At 65.4% G+C, this 24580-nt stretch carries 19 protein-coding genes; 8 read left to right on the top strand and 11 right to left on the bottom strand.

The window, feature by feature from the left end:
* Positions 1-7 precede the first annotated feature (7 nt).
* The 3 genes from GTP69_RS16250 to GTP69_RS16240 form a co-directional block, all read right to left on the bottom strand.
* On the bottom strand, positions 8-895 hold the full coding sequence (locus tag GTP69_RS16250; protein WP_229260979.1) for an isoaspartyl peptidase/L-asparaginase: 888 nt from the start codon (positions 893-895) through the stop codon (positions 8-10).
* Positions 896-1002: 107 nt separating this feature from the next.
* Positions 1003-2739, bottom strand: coding sequence for an EAL domain-containing protein (locus GTP69_RS16245; protein WP_161055834.1), 1737 nt, complete (start codon positions 2737-2739; stop codon positions 1003-1005).
* Positions 2740-2830: 91 nt separating this feature from the next.
* Positions 2831-5011, bottom strand: coding sequence for a formylglycine-generating enzyme family protein (locus GTP69_RS16240; protein ID WP_161055833.1), 2181 nt, complete (start codon positions 5009-5011; stop codon positions 2831-2833).
* 94 nt (positions 5012-5105) lie between these two features.
* On the opposite strand from GTP69_RS16240, the gene GTP69_RS16235 reads away from it, so the two are divergent.
* From GTP69_RS16235 to GTP69_RS16220, 4 genes are all read left to right on the top strand, one after another.
* Positions 5106-7043: a CocE/NonD family hydrolase gene (locus tag GTP69_RS16235; RefSeq protein WP_161055832.1), complete on the top strand. Its 1938-nt coding sequence runs from the start codon at positions 5106-5108 to the stop codon at positions 7041-7043.
* Positions 7044-7181: 138 nt separating this feature from the next.
* Positions 7182-7661: a hypothetical protein gene (locus GTP69_RS16230; RefSeq protein ID WP_161055831.1), complete on the top strand. Its 480-nt coding sequence runs from the start codon at positions 7182-7184 to the stop codon at positions 7659-7661.
* 119 nt (positions 7662-7780) lie between these two features.
* Positions 7781-8728, top strand: a complete 948-nt coding sequence (locus GTP69_RS16225; protein ID WP_161055830.1) for a 5'/3'-nucleotidase SurE — start codon at positions 7781-7783, stop codon at positions 8726-8728.
* Positions 8729-8736: 8 nt separating this feature from the next.
* The gene (locus GTP69_RS16220; protein WP_161055829.1) at positions 8737-9372 is read left to right on the top strand and encodes a hypothetical protein; all 636 of its coding nucleotides are present in this window, start codon (positions 8737-8739) and stop codon (positions 9370-9372) included.
* Between the two features lie 7 nt (positions 9373-9379).
* Here GTP69_RS16220 and GTP69_RS16215 read toward each other — a convergent pair whose 3' ends face one another.
* From GTP69_RS16215 to GTP69_RS16200, 4 genes are all read right to left on the bottom strand, one after another.
* Positions 9380-10612: a TetR/AcrR family transcriptional regulator gene (locus tag GTP69_RS16215; protein ID WP_161055828.1), complete on the bottom strand. Its 1233-nt coding sequence runs from the start codon at positions 10610-10612 to the stop codon at positions 9380-9382.
* Entirely contained in the window at positions 10609-12678 is a 2070-nt protein-coding gene (locus tag GTP69_RS16210; protein ID WP_443093253.1) for a response regulator, read from the bottom strand. Before GTP69_RS16210 ends, GTP69_RS16215 begins: the two co-directional genes overlap by 4 nt.
* Before the next feature lie 74 nt (positions 12679-12752).
* Positions 12753-13898 (bottom strand): esterase-like activity of phytase family protein, encoded by a 1146-nt coding sequence (locus tag GTP69_RS16205; protein WP_161055827.1) that lies wholly within the window; start codon positions 13896-13898, stop codon positions 12753-12755.
* Positions 13895-16354, bottom strand: coding sequence for a TonB-dependent receptor domain-containing protein (locus GTP69_RS16200; RefSeq protein ID WP_161055826.1), 2460 nt, complete (start codon positions 16352-16354; stop codon positions 13895-13897). Before GTP69_RS16200 ends, GTP69_RS16205 begins: the two co-directional genes overlap by 4 nt.
* Positions 16355-16564: 210 nt before the next feature.
* On the opposite strand from GTP69_RS16200, the gene GTP69_RS16195 reads away from it, so the two are divergent.
* On the top strand, positions 16565-17326 hold the full coding sequence (locus GTP69_RS16195) for a GntR family transcriptional regulator (protein WP_161055825.1): 762 nt from the start codon (positions 16565-16567) through the stop codon (positions 17324-17326).
* A gap of 7 nt (positions 17327-17333) precedes the next feature.
* Here GTP69_RS16195 and GTP69_RS16190 read toward each other — a convergent pair whose 3' ends face one another.
* Together GTP69_RS16190 and GTP69_RS16185 are read right to left on the bottom strand one after the other, a co-directional pair.
* Complete coding sequence (locus GTP69_RS16190) at positions 17334-18671, bottom strand: NCS2 family permease (protein WP_202424446.1); 1338 nt, start codon at positions 18669-18671, stop codon at positions 17334-17336.
* Positions 18668-19618: a carbohydrate kinase family protein gene (locus tag GTP69_RS16185; RefSeq protein ID WP_161055823.1), complete on the bottom strand. Its 951-nt coding sequence runs from the start codon at positions 19616-19618 to the stop codon at positions 18668-18670. The genes GTP69_RS16190 and GTP69_RS16185 overlap by 4 nt, the downstream gene beginning before the upstream one ends.
* A 147-nt stretch (positions 19619-19765) precedes the next feature.
* Here GTP69_RS16185 and GTP69_RS16180 point away from each other — a divergent pair, with 147 nt between their 5' ends.
* A complete protein-coding gene (locus GTP69_RS16180; protein ID WP_161055822.1) occupies positions 19766-20458 on the top strand; it encodes a beta/alpha barrel domain-containing protein in 693 nt (230 codons plus the stop codon).
* Between the two features lie 12 nt (positions 20459-20470).
* Positions 20471-21577 (top strand): nucleoside hydrolase, encoded by a 1107-nt coding sequence (locus GTP69_RS16175; protein WP_161055821.1) that lies wholly within the window; start codon positions 20471-20473, stop codon positions 21575-21577.
* Here the strand turns inward: GTP69_RS16175 and GTP69_RS16170 are convergent.
* Positions 21538-22308: an IclR family transcriptional regulator gene (locus GTP69_RS16170; protein WP_161055820.1), complete on the bottom strand. Its 771-nt coding sequence runs from the start codon at positions 22306-22308 to the stop codon at positions 21538-21540. The two genes, GTP69_RS16175 and GTP69_RS16170, sit on opposite strands and share 40 nt — an antisense overlap.
* A gap of 78 nt (positions 22309-22386) precedes the next feature.
* Between GTP69_RS16170 and GTP69_RS16165 the strand changes: the two genes are divergently transcribed.
* Positions 22387-23616, top strand: a complete 1230-nt coding sequence (locus tag GTP69_RS16165; RefSeq protein WP_161055819.1) for a Bcr/CflA family efflux MFS transporter — start codon at positions 22387-22389, stop codon at positions 23614-23616.
* Here the strand turns inward: GTP69_RS16165 and GTP69_RS16160 are convergent.
* Complete coding sequence (locus GTP69_RS16160) at positions 23567-24502, bottom strand: LysR family transcriptional regulator (protein WP_161055818.1); 936 nt, start codon at positions 24500-24502, stop codon at positions 23567-23569. The genes GTP69_RS16165 and GTP69_RS16160 overlap by 50 nt on opposite strands.
* Between the last annotated feature and the right edge of the window lie 78 nt (positions 24503-24580).

The raw sequence follows: 24580 nt of genomic DNA, 5'->3' as shown, positions 1-24580 counted from the left end.
AGCATGGCTAGCGTTCGGCGGTCGGCGTGCTGGCGTTGGCATGCCAGCCGGACTGGGTCCGGCTGACGGCGATCAGGCCTGTTTTGGCATCGGGCAGCACCAGCCCGATGCCCTTGCGCAGCGCCTCGTGCAGGTCCATGCCATCATCTATCCATTGATACACTCGCATTGCCAGCATGGTGCGGATGATGTATTCGCCAATGCCGGTGGCAGCAACAGCACCCGCCGGCCCGGCGTAAAAACCGCAGCCGACCAGCGGCGTATCGCCCACCCGGCCCAGCAGCGACGGCGCCGAGCCACCGGTCGAGCCGGCCACGGCGAAGTGGCCATGGGCGTCGCGCACCACCGCGCCGACCGTGTCGCAGCCCTGGCTGCCGGCGACCGTGGGCACGCTGTCGTAATTCCAGAAACGGGCAAACTCGGCGTTATCGACGCCGGCCATCGGCTGTTCGCCGGCCGCCATTTTTGCCAGCAATTCCTTGTGCTTGCGGCGGGCGGTGTCGGCGATCACGTCATACGGCGCATGCCCCATCAGCCGGGCGAAACGCTGCGCGCCTTCGCCGACCAGCAGGTAATGCGGCGTGCGCGCCACGTCGCGCGCCACCAGGATGGGATTTTTGACGGAACGCAGCGCGGCCACGGCAGCCAGCGTGCCCTGCGTATCCATCAGCGCGGCGTCCATCTCGATGGTCTCGCCGTCCAGCCCCAGCGCCGCGCCGGTGCCGGCATTGAAGCGCTCGTCATCTTCCAGCACCAGCACGGCGGCAATCGCCGCTTCCAGCGCCGTATCGCCTTGCGCCAGTGCACGTGCGGCCGCATCGACGGCCAGCTCACACCCATCACTATGTTCCGCCCCGGCCCCGGCACCGCCGTGCACCACGATTGCTGGCCTCATTTCCATTGGTACCGCCTTCAGTATGCTCATCAAGGCATTATCAGGCGTTGTGGCTGCCGGTGGCATCGGGGCGCGTGCTGCGCTCACGTAAGATCAGGCTTACGCTGTTAGTGTTTTACATCCGGCACATAGGCGGTGATGAAGGCGTAACAGACGCGGGCGTCGCTGGCGATGGTGTCAAAGCGCATAGCCGGCCCTTGGCGCTGACGAAAGTCCGGACCGTGGCGGCGCGCGGACATATCGTCCGGCAGCAGCATGCTCCAGTGGGTGAACACGCGCCGCTTGGCGCGCTGATGGATGACTACCCGCACATTGCGGTGCAGCCCATTGCTGCGGATGCGTTCAAACGTTTCCATGACCTTGCCGTGTTCGCCCTCCAGCATCTGCATGAAGTGTTCGTTCTCATACAACAGGCAGCCGGTCAGGCCGGCGCGGGCGTTATTGTCACGGGTGCGTTGCAGCAGCCGCTCCAGCTGATCCGGCGACAGCGGCGTCACCGCCTCGCTGACGTATAGCAGGAAATACAAGCCGGTATCCTTGGCCGGCTCGACGTTGAGCGCTTGCCGCTCGACCGCCGCCACCAGCTCGGCAGCCGGCATCGGCCGGTAGAAATAATAGCCCTGGATCAGATCGCAGCCGTAGCCGCACAGTTCCAGCTGCTGGGCCGCCGTCTCCACGCCTTCGGCCACCAGCTTGAGACCGAGCGCGCGGCCGAGGCCGACCACCGCCTCCACCACCGCCCGGCTCTCGCCGCTCTCGGCAATATCCTTGATGAAGGAACGGTCGATCTTCAGCACATCCACCGGCAGGCGCGCCAGCTGCGCCAGCGACGAGTAGCCGGTGCCGAAATCGTCCATCGCCAGCCGCAGGCCCATGTCGGCGAAGCGGCCCAGCACGCGCAGCTTGGCGTCGATGTCGACCATCAGCATGCTTTCGGTGATTTCCACCAGCAGGCGGCGCGGATCGGCGCCGGTCTCGGCCAGGATGGCGGCAAACACGTCCGCCAGCGCCGGATCGTCCAGCTGCCGCACCGACACGTTGACCGACACATACGGCGCCGCCGCACCCCAGCGCCGGTACCAGTCGCGCTCGGCCACGCATGCCTGGCGGAACACCCAGGCGCCGATGGCGATGATGGCGCCACTGGCCTCGGCAATCGGAATGAATTCGACCGGCGACACTTCGCCCTGCTGCGGGAACCAGCGCAGCAGCAGCTCGGCGCCAACGATGCGGCCGCTGCCGGCGTCGACAATCGGCTGGAAGCGCGGCGCCAGTTCGTCGCGCTCCAGCGCCAGTTGCAGGCCGTGCGCCAGGTCCATGCGCTGCAAGGCGCGTTGATGCATTTGCGGGTCGAAGAATTGCCAGCCGTTGCCGCCCACCGCGCGCGCAGCCTGCACTGCCGCTGCGGCAAAGCGCAACAGCAGGTCGCCGTCTTCGTCGGCGGCATCGTTGGCCGTCGCCAAGCCGATGCTGGCGGTGACCACGGCGCTGTCGCTACCGATGACGAACGGCGCCTGCACCGCCAACTGGATGCGTTCGGCCAACGCCGCCAACGCGGCCGGCGCCGTCACCTGCTCGCAGACAATGGCGAATTCGTCCCCACCCAGTCGTGCCACCAGCTCGCCGGCGCGCGCCAGGTGCTGCAAGCGGCGGCCGATTTCGCGCAACAGCAGGTCGCCGTTGTCCTGACCGTGCAGGTCGTTAATCGTCTGAAAGCCATCCAGGTCGATCAGCACCAGCGCCACCTGGGCGTTGGCGCGCAAGGAGCGCTGGAGGGCGGAACGCAAGCCCTCGCGGAAGGCGGCGCGGTCCGCCAGGCCGGTCAATACATCAAACGTGCTCATTTAACATCCTGCAAAGCAGCTGTGGTAGTCGAAGAAACGACAGTATAAAGGCTTACCAAAAGCAATGCTTTTAACGCGCGTCAACATTGCGCTACTCGGCGTCGGTCACGCAGCGGAAGCCCAGCGTGGCGGCGCGGTCACGGCCCGGCGCCATCACCAACAGCTTGCCGTGCTGGTCGTTGCGGTAGGCCTGCGGGAAGTACCAGATTGACCCTTGCGGCTGGTAGGAACTGCCGCCGCGCAGGATGGCAAAGCGGGTGTGGGCGTCGCTGTACTCGTCGGTCCACTGCCAGACGTTGCCGACCAGATCCTGCACGCCGAACGGGCTGGCGCCTTGCGGATGGGAATCCACGTCGGCCGGCGTGGCCACGGCGCGGCCGGTGGCCGGCTGCGGCACCGCGTCGGCGCGCCAGTCGTTGCCCCACGGGTAGACGCGGCCATCGCTGCCGCTGGCGGCGTATTGCCATTCCCACTCGTGCGGCAGGCGCTTGCCGGCCCAGGCTGCATAGGCGCGGGCGTCCTCCAGGCCGACCCAGGTGACCGGCTTGTTGCCCCAGCCGGCGGGATAGCTGCCGTTCTGCCAATGCTTGAGGAAATTGGCGTCGTCGGCCGGGTGGTAACGGGTAGCGTCGATAAAGGCCTTGAACTGGGCGTTGCTGACCGGGTAGCGGTCGATGAAGAAACGCGGCATCTGCATGCTGCGCTGGTGGAAGCGGCGCGCGCCGTCTTCCCATGAATACTGCACATCCACGCCGACGCTGTTGCCGCCTTCAATCGCCAGCCCGCGCACGCTGAAGTCGAACGAGCCGGCTGGGATCTCGACCATGCCGGCCGGCGCGCTGCTGACCGGTTTGGTGGATGCAACCGGGGTTTGCGTCTGCGGCAAGGCGGCCCACTCGGCGGACCAGTCGCGCAGCGGACGCGCGGTCATCGCCTTCATCTTGTCCAGGCTGGCCACGGTGGCGGCATCCGGCGCGCCGTTGGTCATCAGCACGGCGCCAAAGCCGCGCGCTTCAATCGGGAACGACAGCAGCACGCCGTCGCCGTCACGCGAGGTAGCCAGTTCCACGCCATGATAGGCGTCGAAATAGCGCGCGCCGGCGTGGTACGGCACGCGCAGCTGCACGCCTGCGCTATCGTATTCGTTGCGATTGATGATGGTCCACAGCGTGGCGTCGGCCAGCGGCCAGCGGCTGGTGAACACGCCGTACTGGCGCGCCGGATAATGCGGTTCCCAGTCGGGGCTGACCAGGAAGCGCGCATAGCTGCGCTCCAGCGTGGCGACACGGCGAGTGGCTTCTCCGTCGCGCGGCGTGATGCCGTTCCAGATGCCCCAGATGTTTTCCCAGCTTTCCCAGCCGACGCCGTTGAAGAAGGCGAATTGCAGGTCATCGGTTTTGCTGCGGTTCCAGCGGTCCGAGATATTGACCATGTGGCGCGTTTCCAGCCACTTGTAGCGGTCCACCGTCGGCGCGAACGGGAAGGTGTACTGGCCCCAGGTCATCAGATTCCAGGCCAGCGCCTCGTCGGATGGCAGACCTTCCGGCTGGAATACCAGCGGGTGGGCTGCCTTATCGGCGGCCAGCGTAAAGGCCAGCGGCACGCCGTCCTGCGTATCGCCGTTAATGCCGTCCGCGCCGATTTCCTTCATCAACGCGGCCAGCTCGTCCGGCCAGGATTTCGCCAACGCGCGCGTGCCCTGGTCCCACAGCATCATCGGGAACATCACGCGCACGCCGCGGCGGTGGAAGTCGGCAACCATCTGCGTCACCGCCGGAATGCCGCCTGGCAGCGAGCGCACCATGTCGATGGTGTTGCGGTCGTCGAGACCAATATTCGGATAAGTCGGCCACACCAGCACCGCATCGATGCCGCCGAAGCGCTGGACCAGATCGTCCAGATAGCGGTCCACCGTGTACTGGCGGGTGGCTGGGTCGTAGAAATAGCGGTCCTCGACCATCATCTGTGCCTGCATGAAACTTGATTGCGTCCACGCCGCCGAAGGCCGCGCATAGCGGCTGCCATCGTAGCCAACGCGGATGCGGCGCTCATCGCGCCAGTGACGCAGGTCTTGTAGCCAATCCTGATGATCGGCCGCCGAGCATGGATTCCACTGCCCTTCCCAAGGCTGGTTCATCGTCAAACAAGCCGGCGCCGGAATCGCCAGCTGCGTGTACGACCCATGCGGCACATGCCGCGTATCCTGCGCCTGGGACGGCAACGTCAAAGCCAACAGCAGCGGCCAGCAGAATTTCAATGAAGGCAATTTCATGCAGCGGAGTTCCTGAAAATAGTAAATTTTTCCAATTTAACGTATCCAGCCGGTTTACACTAGGCGGGTTTGCCATCTCATCCACAAGGATTCCATGAAAGCCCGTCTTACCGCCCTTGCCCTGTCGTTGCTGCTGGGGGGCGTGTGCCACCAGAGCGTCCTGGCCGCCGATGCGCCGAAGTACAGCCTGCGCGAGCATTACACCAAGTATGAATTCAACATTCCCATGCGCGACGGCGTCAAGTTGTTCACCGTGGTCTATGTGCCCAAGGACAGCAGCAAGAGCTATCCTTTCCTGATGCAGCGCACGCCGTACAGCGCCGGCGTGCAGTCGGGCGGCGAACTGCATTACGGTGAAGACTACTACCCGGAACACATCGGCCCGTCGCAGGAATTCGAGGACAGCGGCTACATCTTCGTCAAGCAGGACGTGCGCGGCCGCTATATGTCGGAAGGCAAGTGGCAGGAGATGACGCCACACGTCAATCCCAACCGCGCCAAAGGCCAGGGCAACGAGAGCGAAGACATGCACGACACCGTCGACTGGCTGCTGAAGAACGTCGACAACAACAACGGCAAGGTCGGCATCCTCGGCATTTCGTATCCTGGCTTCTACACCTCAGCCAGCATCATCGATTCGCACCCGGCCATTAAAGCCGCGTCGCCGCAGGCGCCGGTGACCGACCTGTTCATGAACGACGACTCCTACCACGGCGGCGCCTTCATGCTGGCCGCCAATTTCGATTTCTACTCGGCCTTTGTGGAAGCGGAAAATCCAACGCCGCTGCCGAAAACCTGGGACCGCTTCGACTACGGCACCGCCGACGGCTATGAGTTCTTCCTCAAGCACCTGACGCTGTCCAACATCCTCGGCACGATGACGCCGAAGCAGCAAGCGCTGCTGCGTCCAACCATCGACCACAGCAGCTACGATGAATTCTGGAAGTCGCGCAATATCGCCGCTCACCTGAAGAACATCAAGGCCGCCGTGCTGACGGTCGGCGGCTGGTACGACGCGGAAGACCTGCAAGGCCCGCTGACCACCTACGCCAACATCAAGAAGAACAACCCGGCTACCTATAGCGGCCTGGTAATGGGTCCGTGGGTGCACGGCGGCTGGGCGCGCGGCGAAGGCAAGCGCCTGGGCTACGTGAACTTCGACAGCAAGACCGGCGAATACTTCCGCACCAAGATCCAGTACCCGTTCTTCGAGCAGCACCTGAAAGGCGTGACCAACAAGAACACGGCCGAAGTCTATGCCTTTGAAACCGGCAGCAACGTCTGGCGCAACTACGCGGCTTGGCCGCCGAAGCCAGCGCAGGCACGCACCCTGTACTTGGGCGATAACGGCACACTGAGCTGGAAACAGCCAGCCGCCGGCGCCGCCTTCGACGAATACGTGGCCGACCCGCGCAAGCCGGTGCCGTTCACCGCCTACCCGGCCAACGGCGCGCCGAAGGAATACATGGTCGGCGACCAGCGCTTCGCCTCCAGCCGTCCGGACGTGCTGACCTATCGCAGCGAACCGCTGACGGAAGACGTCACCTTCGCCGGCCCGGTCAAGCCCAAACTGTTCGTCTCCACCACCGGCACCGACGCCGACTGGGTGGTCAAGCTGATCGACGTCTACCCGCCGGAGTATCCAGCCAGCGATGACGGCGACGAGCGGCCGCGCGGCGGCGACGTCGCCAAACCGCAAGTGACCATGGCCGGCTTCCAGCAACTGGTGCGCGGCGACCCGCTGCGTGGTAAATTCCGCAACGGTTTCGACAATCCGCAGCCGTTCACGCCAGGCAAGGTGGAAACCGTCAGTTACAGCATGAGCGACATCAACCACACCTTCCGCCGCGGCCACCGCATCATGGTGCAGATCCAGAGCTCGTGGTTCCCGCTGGTCGATCTGAACCCGCAAACCTTCGTCGATATTCCGAAAGCCAAGCCGGAAGACTTCCAGAAGGCGACCCAGCGCGTCTATCACGCGCCGGCGATGTATTCGGGCATCGAGGTGCAAGTACTACCGGCAAAACCATAAGTCACCGCAGACGGCGGCGCTGGCGGATTTCATTAGGAAGGTTGGTGAAATTCGTCATTGCGCCGCCGTTGACGTGCTCGCAAAATGGGTTGGCAGTTCACAATAATTCGCACCCATGCGAGCATAAACGGAGACGACATGAAACACATCCTGTTGGCCATCGCGGCCTTCACCACCATCTTGCCAGCCCTGGCGCAAACCACCTCCCCTTTCGTCGCCTACGACGATGAACTCAAGAACGGCTGGCAGAACTGGAGCTGGGCCAAGGTCCAGTTTTCGGCGCCGATCGGCAGCGCCAAGCCGATCAAAGTTGAAGGCGAACCGTGGTCCGGACTGGCACTGCACCATGACGCGTTTTCGAGCGCGCCGTTCACCAAGGTCAGCTTCTACATCAACGGCGGCATGGAAGGTGGCCAGAGCCTGACCGTCAAGGCCATGGCCGACGGCAAGCCGATGGAGGCCGGCTACACCATCCAGCCCAAAGCCAAGACCTGGGCGGTGGTGGTGGTGCCGCTGAAAGAACTGGCCGCCGCCAACAAGACCATCGACGGCATCCTGCTGCAGGGCGGCGCCGACAGCTACAAGCCGTATTACGTCACCCGCATCCAGTTCGAATAATCGTACAACTGTATTTTTATGACGACACTATAGGTAAATTTATTCGTACTGATGTCATAGTGCCGTCATAAATTTTTCTTATTCTCACGGTTTTCCCACGTCGAGAGAGCAAGAAAACCATGAAACGTTTAGCCATGAGCGCCGCGCTGGCCCTGTGCGCCAGCCCTGCCTTCGCCCTGAATATCGTGCTGTCCAACGATGACGGCCTGACCAGCAACCTGAAGGCGCTGTACGACGAGCTGAAGGCCGCCGGCCACTCGGTGATCGTCTCGGTACCGTGCACCGGCCAGAGCGGCCGCAGCGCCGCCATCGTGATGTACAGCACCACCACCATCATTCCGGACAACGACAAGACCCAGATCGAAGCCGAAGGCGGCTGCCACAACGGCGCTGCCGTCACCGGCGCCCCAGCGGTCGGCCAGTTCACCAAGAGCGGCTACACCGGCGGCGACTTCAACTACGTGCACGGCACACCGGTGATGGCCACCATGTACGGCCTGGACGTGCTGGCGCAAGCCCGCTGGGGCAAGGCGCCGGACCTGCTGCTGTCCGGCCCCAACGAAGGCCAGAACGTCGGCAAGGTGGTGATCAACTCGGGCACCATCGGCAACGCCCAGTTCGCTGCTGGACGCGGCATCCCGTCGATCGCGCTCAGCGCCGGCACCGACACCATCGACAACGCCGGCCTGGCCAACGCCAAGTCGAAGACCGTGGCGCAGCTGACCACCAAGCTGATCACCGCCTTGCAGGCCAAGGCCGGCAGTTCCGCCCTGCTGCCGACCGGCACCGCGCTGAACGTCAACTTCCCGGATGCGGTGGCCGCCAACGCCGGCTGGGCCTTCTCGCGCATCGGCACCTACGATACCTACTCGCTGAAATTCAGCAGCGCCGCGCCGTGGGGCCTGAGCGGTTCGCTGCCGGCCGCCGCCACCGCCGACCAGGCGGAAGATGAAGCCATCGTCTACAAAACCAAGATCAGCGTGACCGCCATGCAGGTCGGCTACGACCAGCGTCCGGCCGGCCAGCAGTGGCTGCGCTTGCGTCTGCGTGATCTGTTTGCCCAGTGAGCCGCGCCATGAACCGTTCTCTTACCATTCTGGCCGGCGCGGCCGCACTGCTGTTGAGTGCCTGCGGCAGCAGCAACGATGTGCCGGCGCCTGACGTCAAGGTCACCGAACTGGCGGCCGGCGCTTACGCCGTCAGCTCCGGCGACGCCGCCAATCCAACCGCCGGCAAATACTATGCGGCGGCCGATGGCAGCCGTCTGCTGGTGCTCAACAACAGCGGCCAGCAGGCCAGCGCGCTGTATCGTCGCGACGGCAATGGCAGCTGGCAGATGACGCCTACCGCCACGCAGAACACCACGCTGGATCTGCTGAACAGCAGCGCCACGCCGTCCACCACCGTGACAGTCAGCGCGCTAGCGCGCAGCTACAGCGTGCGCCTGTCCAGCGGCGCGGCGGCCGCGTTTTCCGTCAGTAGCAGCGGCGACATCGTGGCGGGCGGCACTGGTTGTAAACTGTCCGGCAAGCTGAGCGCCGGCACGCTGCCCAACACGCTGAAGGCGTCGCTGAGCACCTCGGGATGCGGTGATTTGCCGGCGCAGTCGGACGGCTATCTGGTGGTGGATGGCGATTACGCGCCAGCCGTGTTCCGCCTGCTGACGTATAGCGGCAGCACGCTGGTTGACCTGTGGGCGTACGCCGAGTAAGCGAAGTCTACGGCTGCTGTTGCAGCCACTGCGCAGCCGCGCCGAACGCTGCGGCGACCGTCTTGTCGGACGCGTCGCCGGGCGGTTCGGTGTTGGTCAGGCCCGTCAGGCCCATCGAGATGACTTGCGCGCACAATGCATCGATGCCGGCCGTCTGCGGCAGATATTTCATGAAGACTTTCGCCAGATTGTTACCGCGCCGGCTACGCATGTCGGCCGTGTAGGTGCTCAGTTCGGGCATTCGCGTTGCGGCGATCGCCACGGCAAAGTTGGCGCGCGCCAGGTCCAGCTGCTTGCCGTCGCCTTCCACGCGCAGGCGTTGCAGCTCAGTCAGGCTGTCCGCGTCCACCGCAAAACGGATGTGGGCGATGATCGATTCCAGCCCGGCAATCACCAGATCGCGCTGCGCCGGATAGCGGTAGCTCAGCGTGGTGTGCGGAATGCCGATCTCCGCCGCAATGGCGCGATGCGTCAGCCCGTGCACGCCTTGCGCCGCCAGCCTGCGGCCGCAGATGCGCGCCGCCTGTGCGGCCCAGGCCGATGCGCCACCTGGCTCCTCTGATAAGTCACCGCTCACCACCTGCATCTGTTCCAGCAGCAGCGCGAACAGCGCGGCGTCGCCGGCATCGGCACGCGTTGCCACACCACCGGCAAACAGGCGGCGCAGGCACAGCCGGCGCAGTGTGCGGTACGACGACACCGGATTCAGCACCAGGCTGTACGCCAGCTCAGCAACCGTGTAGCCATGCCACCAGCCGCTTGTCAGCAAGGCCGGCGCCAATCCGGCGCGTTCGGCGAACAATTGCCAGAAGCTGTGCCGCTGCGCCGACCAGGCGGCAAACAGCGGCCGCAGCGCCTCGTCCCAGGTACAGGCATGCAGCACTTCCAGATACAGCACCGACACCGCGCGCTGTTCGGTAGCGCACTCTTCCAGCATGGTTTCCGCCAGCCCGGCGGCGATCGACGGCGACAGCGTGCCCAGCGTATCCAGCATCGCGCGCCAGCGCTCCAGCAATTGGCGGTCGTGCGCGCAGGCAGCATCGCACACGGCGGCGATGACGTCGGCGCGCGCGCCGTAGTGGCTGGTCAGCACGGTAACCGACACGCCCAGCGCTTCCGCCAGCGGCCGCAGCGTCAGCCCGGCCAGTCCCTCGGTGCTGACGATGCCGCAGGCGGCGGCCAGCAAAGCCTCGGGCTGCGGTGCTTTGCGGGAACGGCGGGTGACGGCGACTTCGGTCACGCCCCGCCCTCGCCTTCGGTCAGCGCCTTGACCCGCCGCGCCAGCACCTCAACGGCAAACGGCTTGGTGATGATTTGCATGTCGCGTTCCAGATGGCCGTGATTCAGCACGGCGTGCTCGGCGTAGCCAGTGACGAACAGCACCGGCAGATCCGGCCGCCGCGCGCGAATGGCGTCAGCCAGTTGGCGGCCGTTCATGCCGTTCGGCATGCCGACATCGGTGATCAGCAAATCGATGTCGGTATGGCCGGCGAACACCTCCAGCGCCGAAGGCCCGTCTTTCGCCTCGATCACGTCGTAGCCGAGATACTCCAGCATCTCGACCGCCACCGTGCGCACCAGCGGTTCATCGTCCACCACCAGGATTTTCTTTCGCCACACAATCGCCGGCGACGCGCTGCCGTCCGGCGCGGCCTCTTCCCACACGTCGTCGCCCACATAGCGCGGCAGCAGCAGGTTCACCGTAGCGCCCCGGCCCGGCTCGGAAGCGATATGCACCGAGCCGCCGGACTGGCCGGCAAAGCCGTACACCATCGACAAGCCAAGTCCCGTGCCCAGTCCCGCCGGCTTGGTGGTGAAGAACGGATCGAAGGCGCGCGCCAGCACCTCCGGCGTCATGCCGACGCCAGTATCGCTGACGGTCAGCGCGACATACTCGCCAGCTGGCAGGCCACGCTGTGCGGCGGCTTCCGCGTCCAGCGTCTGGTTGGCGCTGGCGATGCGCAGCGTGCCGCCGTCCGGCATGGCGTCGCGCGCGTTGATGCACAGGTTGAGCAAGGCGTTTTCCAGCTGGCTGACGTCCACAAAGCTATTCCACAAACCGGCCGGCGCCACCGTCTCAACCGCAATGGCCGGCCCAACGCTGCGGGATAACAGTTCCTGCATGCCGGCGATGATGCGGTTGAGATTGGACGGTTTGGGGTCCAGCGTCTGCCTGCGCGAGAAGGCCAGCAGGCGCTGCGTCAGCGACGCCGCCCGCTTGACCGCCGATTGCGCGGCGTTGACGTGGCGCTCCAGGTCCTCCACGCGGCCCTGCCCGAGCCGGATCTTCATCAATTCCAGGCTGCCGGAAATGCCGGCCAGGATGTTGTTGAAGTCGTGCGCCAGACCGCCGGTCAGCTGGCCGACCGCATCCATTTTCTGCGCCTGCCGCAACGCCGCCTCGGCATCCAGCAGCGCGGCGGTGCGCTGTTCGACGCGCTGCTCCAGCGTTTCATTCAGCCCCCGCAGCGCGGCCAGTGCGCGGTCGCGTTCGGCCTCTACTGCACGCCGTCCCTCAATATCGATCAGTACGCCGGGGAAGGCGCTGGCCTTGCCATCGGCATCCAGCTCGACGCGGCCGTTCGCTTCCAGCCAATAGTAGTTGCCGTCGCGCCGGCGCGTGCGATATTGATGGGCATAGGCGCCGCCGCGCGCCAGCGCTGCCGCCATCGCCGACGCCAGGGCTGCGCGATCGTCAGGGTGGATGGTTTCCACCACCTCGGCCAGCGACAGCCCGGCACGGCCCTTGGCGGGATCGAAACCGAAGGCATCGGCAAATCCCTCATCGACGCTGAACTGGTCCTTCGGCACGTCCCAGAACCAGGTGCCGATGATGGCCCCGGCCGCCAGCGCCAGCTGCACCCGCTGCACGTTTTCGCGCAGCGCCGCCTCGGTTTTCTTGCGCGCCGTGATGTCGCGGAACAGCACCGCCACTTGCGCCATTTCGACCGGCCCGACGCGCATCGCCGACACTTCGATATGCCGGCCGACGGCCTGGAACTCCTGCTCAAAGCGCGCCGTCTCGCCGGTGCGCAGCACGGTGCCGTACAGGTCGAGCCAGGTCTGGGCATTGTCCGGCTCGATCTCGCGCAGGCTCTTGCCGACGATGCCGCCGATGCCGGTATGCCGCTCGTAGCCGGAGTTGGCCTCGATGTGCAGGTAGTCGCTCAACGGCCCGTGCGGACCGTCCATGAACTGGATGACGCAGAAGCCGTCATCAATCGCTTCCAACAGCGCATGGCGCCGCACGCTGCTGTACGCCAGCTGCCGTTCCAGCTCGGCGCGGCTGAGCGATGCCAGTTCAATGTTCAAAGTAACGCCTTTCGTGATCGGAGTGATGGACCGCCGGGAATTATACCTCCGCGTCCGCACGGCGAGCACTACTGTGGCAGCACCTCGAACACCAGCAGCTGCGTCACCTGCTGCGGGCTGAAATTGTCGTCGGAAACCAGCACCAGGCTGCGGTGGCCATTGCGCAGACGCGGTCCCCAGCTCATGCCCTCCAGATTGTCGACCCGATCCAGACCGGCGGCGTTCAGGTCCAGCAGCAGGCGCTTGCCGGCCGGCCGGTAGACGGCGCCTTGCAGCGTGGCGTAAGTGCCGATATCGGAAGCGCCCGCCAGTTCCACCAGATACAGGCGGATATGGAACTCGAAGCGTCCGCCGGCATCCTGCACCCCGGAGCGCTCCAGCGCCAGCAGCCGGTGCGTATCGAGCGCCAGGATTTCCGCGACGCCGTTGTCGCCAAACCGGCCCGGCGCCGGCACGCCTTGCACCGGGTCGAGCGGATAGGCATATTGCGCCAGCATCCTGCCACTGCGGTCGAAGCGGCTGAAGCGGCTGACGGCGCCGTGTTCCGGCGTCGCCAGTGCGCCGTCCTGCTGCATGGGGGCTTCCATTCCCAGCCACAGCGACTGGCCGTCCGGCGCGAACGACAGCCCTTCAAAACTCAGATTGCTGCGCGGCCCGCTGACCTGCGGCACCGGCGTGAACATGGCCGGCAGCGGCAATTGCCGGCGATAGCCGCCATCGGCCGCCGCCTGGCGGATGAATGGCGCCATGCCCAGCGGTCCATTGCCTTCGCTGGCATACCAGATGCCGCCGTCCAGCGGATCGAAACGGATCGCCTCGACGTCCGCCACCTCGCCGCCGCGCGCCGGGTACTCTGCCGCCGACGGATAGCTGCTGCCGTCGGCTTGGCGTAACAGATCCACCGCCTCCAGCGTGACAGCGCGAAACTGCTGGTCGTCATAGTCGAGCCGCGCCGTGTAGAAACGCGCGGGGCTGTACTCGGAGCGGTCATCGCTTTCGATGATCCAGCTGCGGCTGGCGGCATCGTAGTCGATGCCCGACAGGCCGCCCACCACCGTGCCTTGGAACACCTGCCGGTATGGGATGCGCTGTTCGCCGATCAGGCGCAGCCCGGCCAAGGGCTCGTCGCCGGCCGGTGCAGGCGGCGGCGCGGCGGCGCACGCCGACAGCGCCAGCGCCGCCACCAGCAGCGGCACGACGGCGGCGATGCTCAAAACTTCACCCGCATGGTGGCGTACAAAGTGCGCGGGCTGCCGAGGAAATAGCGCCCGGTGGTGAGCGGATTGGAACTGGTCAGTTCAGCACCGACGCCGCCCAGATAGCGCTTGTCGAACAGATTGTCGACGTTGAAGGCGAACTCGGTGCGGCTGCCATAGCCGAACAGGCTGCCGCTCGGCTTGTAGCTGAAGTTCAGGCCGACCAGCGTGTACGCAGGCATGTACTGGCGCGGATAGACGGCCGGGCCGCCGGCGATGACGGTATTGGCCACGTCGCCGTAGGTGCCGGCCGCTTCGCTGACGTAATGGGCGTTGGCCGTCAGGCGCCATGCCTGCGTCGGCTTCCAGGTTGCCTCGGCAAAGGCGCTGCGGCGCGGTGCGCCCAGTACCAGATCGCCGGCCTTGATGCCTTCGCCCGGCGTGTCGGCGGCATAGTGCGCGTCGTTGTACGAGGCGTTGGCGTACAGCTCGTAGCTGGCGCCGCTGGCGCGCAGGGTCAGCTCCACGCCCTTGGAGCTGATGCCGCCCTGGTTGGCAAAGGTGGTGGTGGCGTCGCGCGAGAAAATGTCGCCATTCGGATTGCCGTTCTGGATCGAGATGCGGTCGCGGTAGTCGATCTTGTACGCGGTCAGTGCGGCGCCGTAGCCGTCGTCGCTGGTCCAGCGCACGCCGACATCCTTGTTGATCGCGGTTTCCGGTTTGATGCCGTTTTTCGAATCGACCGCCGCCGTGCCTTCAAACACCGAATCGGGAATCGCGCTGAAGTTCTTGGCGCCGCTGGCGAACACTTCCCAGTCATTGTTCAGGCGGTACAGCGCGGCCAGCTTCGGCAGCAGCCGCGAACTGACTTGCAACGCCCGCACGCCGGCAAACTCCACCGGCGAGGAATAATCTTCCTTGAAGCGCTGATAGGTCGCGCCCAGATCGAGCAGCAGACGGTCGTCCAGCAAGCTGAGTTTGTCCTGCGCGTAGACCATGGCCGTGTCGGACGAATAATGGCGGTCCTGGGTGACGGAGTACAGCGCGCTGTCCTTGTAGGCGCCGCTGACGGTGGGATCGGTGACGACGAACCAGTTGCGGTCCTTGTCGCGGGTGGTCCGTTCCAGCCAGCCGCCGACGCGGATATGCTGGATCTCGCCCAGCGCGGCGGATACTTCCGCCAACGCGCCCTTGCGGTCGATGGCGTTATCGCTGCGGCGCGTGCTGGCTTCGCGCGCGCCCCATTGGCTGATCGGATTCATGGCGTACTTGGCGGCGGCGGGGCAACCGGCGGTGGACAGTGCGGCAGCGCTGGACCCGGCCGGGATGGTCACCGCACTCACCGGAATCAACGCACCACCTGCAGTGCGCTGGTACTGGTTGGCGTAGCACTCCTGCACCACGGCGGTCGGCTTGCCGCCTGCCGCCACCGGGCTGTAGACCAGCCCATTGCTGGGCAGCTGGACATAGGGCACATAGAACCAGCCGTTGCCATCCTGCTTGTGCCAGTACGGCTTGACGGTCAGCTTGCCGCTGTCGCCGAAGCGCTGGGTCCAGTCGATATGCATCAACGTGTCTTCGCTGTTGATGCCGCGCGTGCCACGATAATTCTGGTCAATCGCCGGATTGCCGGTCCAGTGGTCGGTCAGGCCGTCGGTGGTCGGATTGCCATAGAAGGTAGCCTTGTATAGCTTGGACGACTCGGCCAGCAAGGCCACCGCGTCGTAATCGTTATCGCTGAATTTATTGTAGCTGACGGTGGCGCGCAGGCTGGAGCCGCCGCCCAAGTCCTGCAGCACCCGGGCGTCGAGGTGGCGGCGGGTGTTGCGGCCGGATTCATCGCCCGGCCAGGTGCGCACATATTCATGCGAATAATCCAGATAGGCGCTGGTGCCGGCGTCCGACTTGCCGGTGTCGACGCGGACAAATCCACGCTGGTAGCCATAACTGCCGCCGGACAGTTCCACTTCGCCGCCGCGCTGCTTGGCCGGGTCGCGCGTCTTGAAATCGATATAGCCGCCCAGCGCCTGGTTGGACGGCGTGCCCAGGTCGCCGGCGGTCTGCGACGCATCCACCCGCACCAGGTTGGCCGGATCCAACAGGCGGTTCGGCATGGTGCCGCCGTTGGACAAGGTGGAGCCGTTCGGAATGCCGTCGATCGAAATGCCGATCTGCTCCTTGTTAAACCCGCGCATCGACAAGCGCATCGAGAAACTGCCGGTCAGCGCGTCGCTGGAACTGACCTGCATGCCCGGCACGCGGGCCAGCAACTTGAGCGGATCGAGACCGGCCGGCTGTTCGGCGATCACCGTCTGGTCGATCACGCTGTTGGCGCGCGCCTCGCCCTTGCCCAGCACCTGCCCGGTAATCTGCACCACGTTCGGCACCGCCTCCTCCTGCGCGCGCGCCACACCACCCCATTGCAACATCGCCGCCGAGCCGGCCGCCAGCATTCCCAGTTTTTTCGCGTACATAAATCCCCCTGTAGTCATGTGCAAAAAATATTACAGTGGTACGTACCAATTTAAAAGCGAAAAATTCTAATAATGCTGATTATTGTGTAGGGAGAAATCACTTTATTTTTATTGGTACGTACCTATGTCATACGCAGGTCACAAATCACCGCAGCCGGCGCCGATTCGCTACAATACGTCTGCTCCTTATCACATCCTCTGCCAAGCCGAATGCGATCACCAACCACCGAGAATGCCGCCATGCCGAAAACCGCGCAGCCGTTGTACCAGCAACTGGCCGACACGCTGAAGCAGTTGATGGAGTCGGGCAGCATTGGCGCCCAGGAGCCAATGCCGGCGGAGCGCGAACTGGCGATCACCTATCAGGTCAGCCGCGACACGGTGCGCAAGGCGATCCGCCTGCTGGAGCAACAAGGCCTGCTGTACAGCGACCATGGACGCGGCACCTTTGCCGCGCCGGCGGCGGTGCGCCAGATGTCGCGCTTCCTGGACAGCTTTACCGACGACACCATCAAACGCGGCGGCGTGCCGGGGCAAACCATCCTGGCCATGGAAAGCGTGGCGGCCAACATGGCCATCGCCAGCCTGCTGCACATCGAACCGGACGAGCCGCTGCTGCGCATCAAGCGCGTGCGCCTGATGAACGGCAAGCCGGTTGGTTTGCAGGAATCGTTTTTGCGCCTGCCGGAAGGCGCGCAGCTGGAGCGCCAGGAACTGGAACGTACCGGTTCGCTGTACCGGCTGCTGATCGACAAACTGGGCATCAAGCCGTCGGAAAGCCTGGAGAGCGTAGGCGCGGTGGCGGCGGAAGCCGGCGACGCGGCGCTGCTGGAGGTGGCGGTCGGCACACCGCTGCTGCTGTGCGAGCGCGTGATGCTCTCGGACCGGCGCGAGCCGGTTGAATATTGCGAAATGAAGTACGCGCCGCCTTACCGCTACAAGACCCGCATCAGCAAGGGCGGCGTCAACTGAACAGACTTCAGCCGATCTGGCCGCGCAGCGCCAGATACAGCACGAATACGGCATCCAGCCCGATCACCATGGCGCCCGGCCAGCGGCGCCGCGCCAGCAGCATCAGCGTGTAGATAAAGCAGCCCAGCGCCAGCGCCACCATCAGGTCGGCGCTGCAAGCGGTGACCAGCAACATCAGCAACGGCGGCAGGCAGTGTTCCGGCGCGCTGGTGTCGAGCTCCCGCAAGCCGTCCAGCATGCACAAGCCCACCATCACCAGCACCGGCGCCGTGGCGCAGGCAGGAATCGCCGTCAGCACAGGGCCGAACAGCAGCGCAAGACCGAATAACGCCGCCACCACCACCCCGCTCAAGCCGGTGCGCGCACCCGCCTCGACGCCAGCCACCGATTCGACATAGGCGGTGACGGTCGACGTGCCGGCGACGGCGCCGATAACACTGCCCAGGGCATCCGCCGCGAAGGCTGCCCGCGCGCGCGGCAGGTCGCCGTTGGGCTGCAACAGCCCGGCACTGCGAATCACGCCGAACATGGTGGCAGTGCCGGCAAAGAATTCGATCAGCAGGAAGTACAGCGTGACAGGCAACAGCAGCATGAAATGCGAGGCGAAGCCTTTGAAATCCAGCGCGAACAGCAGCTCGCCGCTGACAGCCGGCAGGCCGAACCAGCTGTCCGGCAACGTGGTCAGCGGCTTGCCGTCAGTCCCCGTGACGACCAGCCCCAGTGCGCTCACCAGCAGCATCGTCAGCAGGAACGCGCCTGGTACCCGCCGCACCATCAGCATGGCGGTGAACAGGATGCCGCCCAAGGTCAGCCAGGCGGCGCCGTCGTGCAGGCGCGAGAAGCCCACCAGCGAACCGCCATCGGCCACCAGCAGGCCGCCGCTGCGCAATCCCAGCCAGGCGATGAACACGCCGATCGAACACTGCATGCCCAGCTTGACCGGTTCGGGGAAGGCCGCGACAATACGCGCCCGCCATTTGGTCAGCGACAGCACCAGGAACACCAGGGCGTTCAGCAGCACCATCGCCAGGCCGGTCTGCCACGGCACGCCCATCTGCCCCACCACCACCTGCGCAAATACGATGTTGGTCCCCATGCCTGGCGCCAGCGCGATCGGCAGGTTGGCCCACAACGCCATCACCAGCGTGGCTGTCATGGCCGACAGGATGGTGGCCAGGAACAAGCCGCTGCGGTCCATGCCGGCCGTCGCCAGGATCAGCGGGTTGACCACCAGGATGTAGCTCATGGCGGCAAAGGTGGTGCAGCCGGCAATCACCTCGCGCGCCGGCGTGGTGCCGCGCGCGCTGAGTTGAAAATAGCGGTCGGCCCGTTGAACAATATTCATGGGACGTCCTGCCATCCCTTTGCCAGCAGGGCCTCGACCTGCGCGCGCGTGGGCAGCGCCGATCGCGCGCCGGTTGCCGTGACGGCGATGCTGCCGGCGGCACAGGCAAAGCGCAGCGCCTGCGCCGGCTGCTGCCCTTCCAGCAGCGCGGCCAGGAAAGCGCCGTTAAAGCTGTCGCCGGCGCCGGTGCTGTCGACCACGGTGGCGGGAAAGGCCGGTTGTACCAGCGACTGGCCATGTGCCGCCAGCATCGCGCCGCGCGCGCCGCAACTGACCACCAGCATGCGCGCGCCATGCGCCAGCAGGTCGGTCATGCGCTCCAATTGCGGCGCCTCGCCGAGAATGGCGCGGTAGGTGGCGTCGTTCATGAAGGCCAGGTCGCACAGCGACAACAGCCGGTGCAGGTGCTCACGGTCCGGCACCATGGCCGCCTCGATATCGATCGCCAGCGGCACGCCGGCTGCCCGCGCCAGTTGATGGATATCGACAAATTCCGGCAGATCGTAGGGCATCGCATACAGCAGGCGGCTTTGCGCCAGCGCCGCCGGCAAGCTGTCCGCATCGAGGGTGCGCCCCGGCATCTGCGAATATACCAGCGCCTTCTCGCCGCTGGCGTCGATCAGGATCAGCGCCGTCGGCGACATGGCGCCCTGCACCACCCGCAAGTGGCTGGTGGCGACGCCAAAGCGCTCATATTCGCGGCGCAGGAAATCGCCATCGGCGTCGCCGGCCAGCCGGCCGTAAGCCAGCGTCGGCCGGCCCAGCAGGCTGGCCGCACACGCCACATTGGCGACGGTGCCGCCGGCGAATGATGGCAGGCGCCGGCCCAGCACCTTCTGGTCGGCCAGGGGCACGCGGTCGACCGTGAACACCAGGTCGACATTCGGGTCGCCAACGGCCAGTAAATCGAAACGGCGCTGAGCCGGGAAGCTGAACAAATCATGCATGCACATCACCTGTGGATCCACCATCGTTGGAAAAACCAGATTAAATTCTATCGTGGTACGGACCATATTTCCGATTTATTTTGCATATTTTTGCATTTTCACTGATATCGTGAGATTATGGTACGTACCACTTATTAAATGGCAGCCATGACGACAAACTACTCCGCTCCCGCCTATATCACCTTCACCGGCATCGACCGCGCCGATCTCCTGCCGGGCATGCAAGCACTGTCCGCGCGCTACCCGATTGAATGGGGCGTGCTGCTCGATGCCGCTCAGGAAGGTGCGCCGCTGTTCCCGCCGGCCAGCGTGCGCCAGATCCTGCAAGGCGCGCCGTTGCGCTTGTCGGCGCACATCTGCGGCGACGCCGCGCAGCAGATTGTCGAAGGCATCGATCCAGGACTCGATCTGGCCGGTTTTTCGCGCGTGCAGATCAACCATGCGCGCGCCGGCAGCAGCGACCACCAGATCCGCAACAGCGCCCGCTTCGCCGCACGCCATGGCGTGCGGGCGGCGCTGCAGTGCCAGGGCGCGTTTCCCGACGACCTGCGCGTGGACTGGCTGTACGACGTTTCCTTCGGCACCGGCGTGCGTCCCACCAACTGGCCGACAGCGCAGGCGGAGCTGCCGTTCTGCGGCTATTCCGGCGGCCTGGGTCCGGATACCGTGCGCGCCACGCTGCCCGCCTTCCCTATCGCCGCCGGCGCCAGCTACTGGATCGACATGGAATCGGGCGTGCGTACCGACGGCCGTTTCGACCTCGCCAAATGTGAAGCAGTATGCCGCATTGTATTTGACGAGCTTCCGGTTACACTGTCCGGCAAACTTTCCCCCACCTGACGCGGAACACCGATGCGGCGACTTCTCAACCTGACAGCCGGCCTGCTGGCACTGTGCGCCGCCATCCAGTGCACGGCAGCCAGCATCCCCAAGATCATCATCGACAGCGATTTCGGCACCCTGAACGACGATGGCCAGTTGCTGGCCATCGCCGCGCAATTGCAGGCGCGCGGCCGCGTCGAGATACTGGGCCTGACGCTGGTATCGGGGAATAAATGGCTGCGGCAGGAAAGCGCCGAAGCACTGAAGGCCGTCGAACGGCTCGGCATCGAGCAGCGCGTCGGCGTCTACGCAGGCGCCAACTACGCGCTGTCGCACGACCTGCCCACCATCCTCGCCGAACAACAGCGGCATCCGGGCGGCGATGGCTACCTGGGCGCGTGGAACAAGCCGGAACCGCGCACCGACGCAGAACTGGCATCGCCGCCGGACGGCTTTGCCAGCCACACCACACTGCGCGCGCAAAGCGCGGCTGATTTCATCGCCAACAGCATCCGCCAACATCCGGGCGAAGTGACGCTGCTGGCCATCGGCCCGCTGACCAATATCGCCTTGGCGGTGCGTCAGCATCCTGACATCGTGCCGCTGATCGGGCAAATCATCTACATGGGCGGCGCCTTCGAGGTGCCAGGCAACACCACCCGTACGGCAGAATTCAACTGGTGGTTTGATCCCGAGGCCGCGCGCGAGGTGTTGCGCCTGCCGGTGCGGCATGTGATCTTCCCGCTCGACGTCACCGACACCGTCAAGATCGACAAGCAAGTGTATGACCGCGTGGTAAACGGCGCGGCCAAAGATGGCGCCATCGCCCACCTGTTCCGGCAACTCAATGGCTACGGCTACGACGGCAAGAACGGCTTCGAAACCAACCCGTCTTACAGCACCGATGTGTGGGACACGCTGACACTGGCCTACCTGATGGATGCGGGCTACGCCACCGCCACGGCGCGGCGCTGGGTCGATGTCGACACCACCGTCGGCGCCAACAATGGCCATTCGATCGCCTATGCGACGGCGCAGCCGGGGCTACAGCCCGCCGTGATAGTCCAGCGCTTCGACAATCAACGCTTCTTCGATTTCTACGTCGACGGCTTGACCGCGCCGGTGCCGGTTAAATAAACCGCCAGCTGCGCACGGCAACGTTCGGCGCAGCGCAGCACGGCCTGCTCCACCGTGTTGCGCTGGCGCGCGAAACGTCCGGTCGGCAGCACCACCGAGATGGCCAGCGCCACGCCCTGATGCACGCCTACCGGCAGGCCGATCGCGCTGCGGCCCAGCGCATGCTCCTCCAGGTCGTAGGCGAACGCGCCGGCGCGGATGCCGTCGATTTGCTGCAACAGGGCCGGCATGCTGGCGACCGTATTCGGCGTCAGCTGCTGCAGCGGCGCATCGGCGTACAGCGCCTCGATCTCTTCATTGGACAGACAGGCCAGTAAGCCCTTGCCGCTGGCCATGGTGTAGGCCGGATAGATCGCTCCCACCGACGGCACCGCGCGCTCCGGCTGGTCCGACAGGAAGCGGTCCACGAACAGCACTTCGCCGCCGGTCAGCGTCGACAGGTCGATAGTCTCGTGCGTCGCCTCGAACAATTCATACAGCGCCGCCCTTAACTCCTGGGCGATGCCCGAGCCCGGCAACTCGCCCAGCCGGCGCAAGCCCCAGCCGGGCCGCACCCCACCGGCGCCGGCCTGCACCAGATGCTCCATTTCCAGCGCATCGACAATCCGCTGCACCGTCGAACGCGCCAATCCGGTGGCCTGGGCCAGCTTGCCCAGACTCAGCCCATCCGGCTGCGCGCCGACTGCACGCAAAATCGCCGCAGCCCGTGTGATGACTTGAATACCTTCCATCTTCGATTTTCCCTTGCTCAGCAAACTGTACCGCATCGTGATACACTACTGTACCGCCTAACGATACACCTCCATCATATGTCACGCAACTACATCCGGTCCACTTCGCCGTTCTACATCGTCATGCTGGGACTGCTTTCAGCGCTGCCGCCGCTGGCCATCGACATCGGCCTGCCAGCCATTCCAGCGCTCCAGGCCGCTTTCCACATCAGCATCGGCGAGGCCACGCGCACGCTGACCATGTTCCTGCTGGGCTTCTCGGTCGGGCCGATTCTGTTCGGTCCGCTGTCGGACCGCTACGGCCGCAAGCCGGTGCTGCTGTTTGGCCTGGGCCTGTTCTCGTTGGCCGCGTTCGCCTGTGCCTACGCCGACCAGATCGGCCCACTGCTGCTGGTGCGCCTGCTGCAAGGCGTGGCGGCCGGCGCGGCGGCGGCCTTGCCGGCGGCGATCATCCGTGACGTCTTCAGCGGCCATGCCGCCCTCACGCGGCAATCCTATGTCGCGCTGGTCAACGCCGTGGCGCCGCTGCTGGCGCCGTTACTGGGTGCGGCGCTGCTGCAACTCGGCAGCTGGCGGCTGATCTACCAAAGCCTGGGCGGTATCGGCTTGGTGCTGCTGTTGCTGGCTGCCTGGGGTTACCAGGAAAGCCGGCCGCAGACCAGTGGCGCGCCGCAACGCAATGTGTTCCGCGACGCCGTGCACGCCTATGGTCAGGTGCTGCGCAACCGCCACTACCTGATCCACGCGGCGCTGCTGGCGGCCTCGTTCGGCACCATGTTTGCCTACATCACCGGTTCGTCGGCGGTGTTCATCGATATGCTGGGCGTGTCGAGCGGCGTCTACGGCATGCTGTTTGCGCTGACGGCGGCCGGCACCATCATCGGCGCTGCCGCCGGCGGCCGGCTGGCGCGCGTGTGGAGCGCCGACCGCCTCCTGATCGGCGGCGTGCTCGGCTCCGGCGTCATCAGCCTGCTGCTACTGCTGGCGTCCACGCTGGGCCTCGGTTCGATTGCGCTGATCGCCGCCTGCGTGGTGCTAAGTAATATCTGCGCCGGCATCGTGATGCCCAACGCCACCCACCAGGCGCTGGCCTCGGTCGGCAATGTGGCCGGTAGTGCGGCAGCGCTGTTGCGGTCGATGCAGATGCTGGCCGGCGCCGCTGCCGGTGCATTAGTCGGCATCCTTGCCGGCAACCAGTTGACGGTGATGGCGACCGTGATGACCATCGCCGCGCTGATCGGCGTAGCCCTGATCTTCGTCAGGCAGTCGCTGCTGGGTTCACCGACCAGCCCGGCGGATGCCCGATAAAAACACGTAACGCGTCCAGCAGCGCCGTCACCCGTGCCGGCGGCTGGCGCAAGGCTCGCAAGGCGTAGATGCCGGTGCTGGCGCGCGCCTGCGCCGACCATGCCGGGATCAGTTGCCGCAGCCGGCCCGCCTGAATATCCTCTCCCACCACCCAGTCCGGCAGATAGGCAATGCCCATCCCTTCCTGCGCCGCCAGCCGCATCGCCTCGAAATCGTCGCAGGCGAACACCGGCTGGGCGCTGTAGGCGCGCGCGGGCTGGCCCAGCACATCGGTCCAGCCCAGCAGGTCGGCGCCGTGCAGTTTGTCGATCAGGCGGTGAGAGCTCAGGTCGGCTACCGCCGTGGGCGTGCCGGCCTGCGCCAGATAAGCCGGGCTGGCGCACAGGATGCGGGTCTGGGTGGCGATGCGGGTACCGATCAAGGTGCTGTCGGCGATGTCGCCGATGCGGATCACCAGGTCGAGCCGCTCGGCCACCGGATCGGCCATGCGCTCGGTCAGGTCCAGCTCCAGCCGCAGATCGGGATACTGGCGCGCCAGTTGGCCCATCACCGGCAACACATAGCGCTTGCCGAAAGTCGGAAAGCAGGCCACCCGCAAGATGCCGGTGACCGCGCCCTTCATCGACGCCAGTTCCTGCTGCGCATCGGCCAGCGAATCGAGAATCTGGCGTGCGCGCACCAGCAGCGCCTCGCCGGCATCGGTCAGCGTCAGCAGCCGGGTCGAGCGCAGGAACAGCGCGGTATCCAGATGCTGCTCCAGCATATCAATCTGCCGTCCGACCGACGACGGCGTGCGGCCACGGCGCCGCCCCGCGCCCGAGAAGCTGCCTTCGCGCGCGACATCGACAAACACCCCGAGGAATTCCGCGAATTTTTCTGACTGCATCTGTATTCCTTTCGTGGCCCCCCCCATGCTAGCAAACCCGGCCGCGCCTGGCTATCTGCACAAAGATAGGCGTTCACA

The sequence above is a fragment of the Duganella levis genome, from assembly GCF_009857605.1.
Taxonomy (GTDB): Bacteria; Pseudomonadota; Gammaproteobacteria; order Burkholderiales; family Burkholderiaceae_D; genus Rugamonas; species Rugamonas levis.
This window is presented reverse-complemented; position numbering and strand designations above follow the sequence as displayed.

What these genes read in the sequence shown, in the direction of transcription:
- GTP69_RS16245 (WP_161055834.1), bottom strand. Translation starts at nt 2,739, where the DNA reads ATGAGCACGTTTGATGTATTGACCGGCCTGGCGGACCGCGCCGCCTTC.
- GTP69_RS16160 (WP_161055818.1), bottom strand. Translation starts at nt 24,502, where the DNA reads ATGCAGTCAGAAAAATTCGCGGAATTCCTCGGGGTGTTTGTCGATGTC.
- GTP69_RS16185 (WP_161055823.1), bottom strand. Translation starts at nt 19,618, where the DNA reads ATGCATGATTTGTTCAGCTTCCCGGCTCAGCGCCGTTTCGATTTACTG.
- GTP69_RS16180 (WP_161055822.1), top strand. Translation starts at nt 19,766, where the DNA reads ATGACGACAAACTACTCCGCTCCCGCCTATATCACCTTCACCGGCATC.
- GTP69_RS16175 (WP_161055821.1), top strand. Translation starts at nt 20,471, where the DNA reads ATGCGGCGACTTCTCAACCTGACAGCCGGCCTGCTGGCACTGTGCGCC.
- GTP69_RS16200 (WP_161055826.1), bottom strand. Translation starts at nt 16,354, where the DNA reads ATGTACGCGAAAAAACTGGGAATGCTGGCGGCCGGCTCGGCGGCGATG.
- GTP69_RS16240 (WP_161055833.1), bottom strand. Translation starts at nt 5,011, where the DNA reads ATGAAATTGCCTTCATTGAAATTCTGCTGGCCGCTGCTGTTGGCTTTG.
- GTP69_RS16250 (WP_229260979.1), bottom strand. Translation starts at nt 895, where the DNA reads ATGAGGCCAGCAATCGTGGTGCACGGCGGTGCCGGGGCCGGGGCGGAA.
- GTP69_RS16190 (WP_202424446.1), bottom strand. Translation starts at nt 18,671, where the DNA reads ATGAATATTGTTCAACGGGCCGACCGCTATTTTCAACTCAGCGCGCGC.
- GTP69_RS16165 (WP_161055819.1), top strand. Translation starts at nt 22,387, where the DNA reads ATGTCACGCAACTACATCCGGTCCACTTCGCCGTTCTACATCGTCATG.
- GTP69_RS16195 (WP_161055825.1), top strand. Translation starts at nt 16,565, where the DNA reads ATGCGATCACCAACCACCGAGAATGCCGCCATGCCGAAAACCGCGCAG.
- GTP69_RS16235 (WP_161055832.1), top strand. Translation starts at nt 5,106, where the DNA reads ATGAAAGCCCGTCTTACCGCCCTTGCCCTGTCGTTGCTGCTGGGGGGC.
- GTP69_RS16170 (WP_161055820.1), bottom strand. Translation starts at nt 22,308, where the DNA reads ATGGAAGGTATTCAAGTCATCACACGGGCTGCGGCGATTTTGCGTGCA.
- GTP69_RS16230 (WP_161055831.1), top strand. Translation starts at nt 7,182, where the DNA reads ATGAAACACATCCTGTTGGCCATCGCGGCCTTCACCACCATCTTGCCA.
- GTP69_RS16220 (WP_161055829.1), top strand. Translation starts at nt 8,737, where the DNA reads ATGAACCGTTCTCTTACCATTCTGGCCGGCGCGGCCGCACTGCTGTTG.
- GTP69_RS16225 (WP_161055830.1), top strand. Translation starts at nt 7,781, where the DNA reads ATGAAACGTTTAGCCATGAGCGCCGCGCTGGCCCTGTGCGCCAGCCCT.